Origin of the sequence: Sphingobacterium sp. UBA7625 (assembly GCF_002484085.1) — a bacterium.
GTDB classification, from domain to species: domain Bacteria; phylum Bacteroidota; class Bacteroidia; order Sphingobacteriales; family Sphingobacteriaceae; genus Sphingobacterium; species Sphingobacterium athyrii.
On record NZ_DLJD01000007.1, the window covers coordinates 10,953 to 12,173 of the forward strand.

Sequence of the window (1,221 nt, forward strand, 5' to 3'; positions counted from 1 at the left end):
TGATTCATACATTGCCATTTTCTCAGGGAAGAGAACTCAGTACGCTGGTGGAAAACCGCCGCGCATTTACATTGGATAGCCTGGAACTGAATATATATGAGACATATCGTGTGTCTGAATATGTGCCCCTGCGGTTTGATGACCTGGTCATGATCAATATGATTCAAGGGAAGAAAATTATGCACCTGGATCATATGAAAGCTTTTGACTATCTACCCGGACAGATGATCGTATTGCCAGCCATGGTCGGTATGCATATTGATTTTCCGGAAGCTACACTGGAGCAGCCTACACAGTGTTCGGCGCTCACTATCCGGAAAGAGAAAATAGAAGCTGTATTGGATTATTTAAATGAATTTTATCCAAAGGAACAGTTGGACCGCTGGCATATTGATCCGGAACTTTTTCATCTTTATAATTCCAACGAACTGGCCGAATTGGTTAATAAATTATTTCAGATTATTATAAGCGAGAATCCGCTTAAAGATGTTTTGGCGGATCTGACGTTTAAGGAGCTTACGATTCGATTGCTGCAGTCGCAGTCTCTTATGGCGTTGAAGGTGGGGAAATCGCCTAATAAGGTACTTGTTCATTTACAGGAGTTTATCCGTAGGAATATTACCGAGAAGATATCGATAGACCTATTGGAGAAGGCCGCGCACATGAGCAAGGCCAGTTTGACCAGGATGTTCAATCGGGAACTTGGGCTTAGCCCGATGGAATATGTGATTCAGCAGCGTATTCATAAAGCTAAGCAGTTGTTACTCTTGACCCGTAATGTTAAGGAGTCCTGTTTTGGGGCAGGATTCAATGATGTCAATTATTTTGTCCGGCTGTTTAAAAATAGGGTAGGCATCACGCCAGGAACATTTGTCCTGGCGCAATGGCAAAGTTAGAATTTCATAACGCGGTCAAGCTCACGTTTGACATCTCTTTCCTTTATATTTTCCCGTTTATCGAAGTCTTTTTTACCTTGTGCAAGGGCAATTTCAACTTTTGCAAAACCACGTGAGCTGATAAATATGCGCAATGGAACAATTGTAAAACCCCGTTCTTCACCTTTTTCTTTTAATTTCTTAAGTTCTTTTTTTGTCAGCAGAAGCTGGCGGTCGCGTTTTGCTTCATGGTTGTAAAATGAACCCATGGAATATTCGGCAATATGCATGTTACGAATGTAAAGCCCATCTTCGAAGAAACTGCAGAAACTATCGTTAATATTTG

At 41.4% G+C, this 1,221-nt stretch carries 2 protein-coding genes; one reads left to right on the forward strand and one right to left on the reverse strand.

The features are described from left to right. Positions 1 to 896, forward strand: an 896-nt coding sequence (locus B4G94_RS03445) for an AraC family transcriptional regulator (protein ID WP_349681859.1), incomplete at its 5' end; no start/stop codon positions are given. Here the strand turns inward: B4G94_RS03445 and smpB are convergent. Beyond that, the coding region (smpB, locus tag B4G94_RS03450) for an SsrA-binding protein (protein WP_286857169.1) at positions 893 to 1,221 on the reverse strand (329 nt) is incomplete at its 5' end. The genes B4G94_RS03445 and smpB overlap by 4 nt on opposite strands.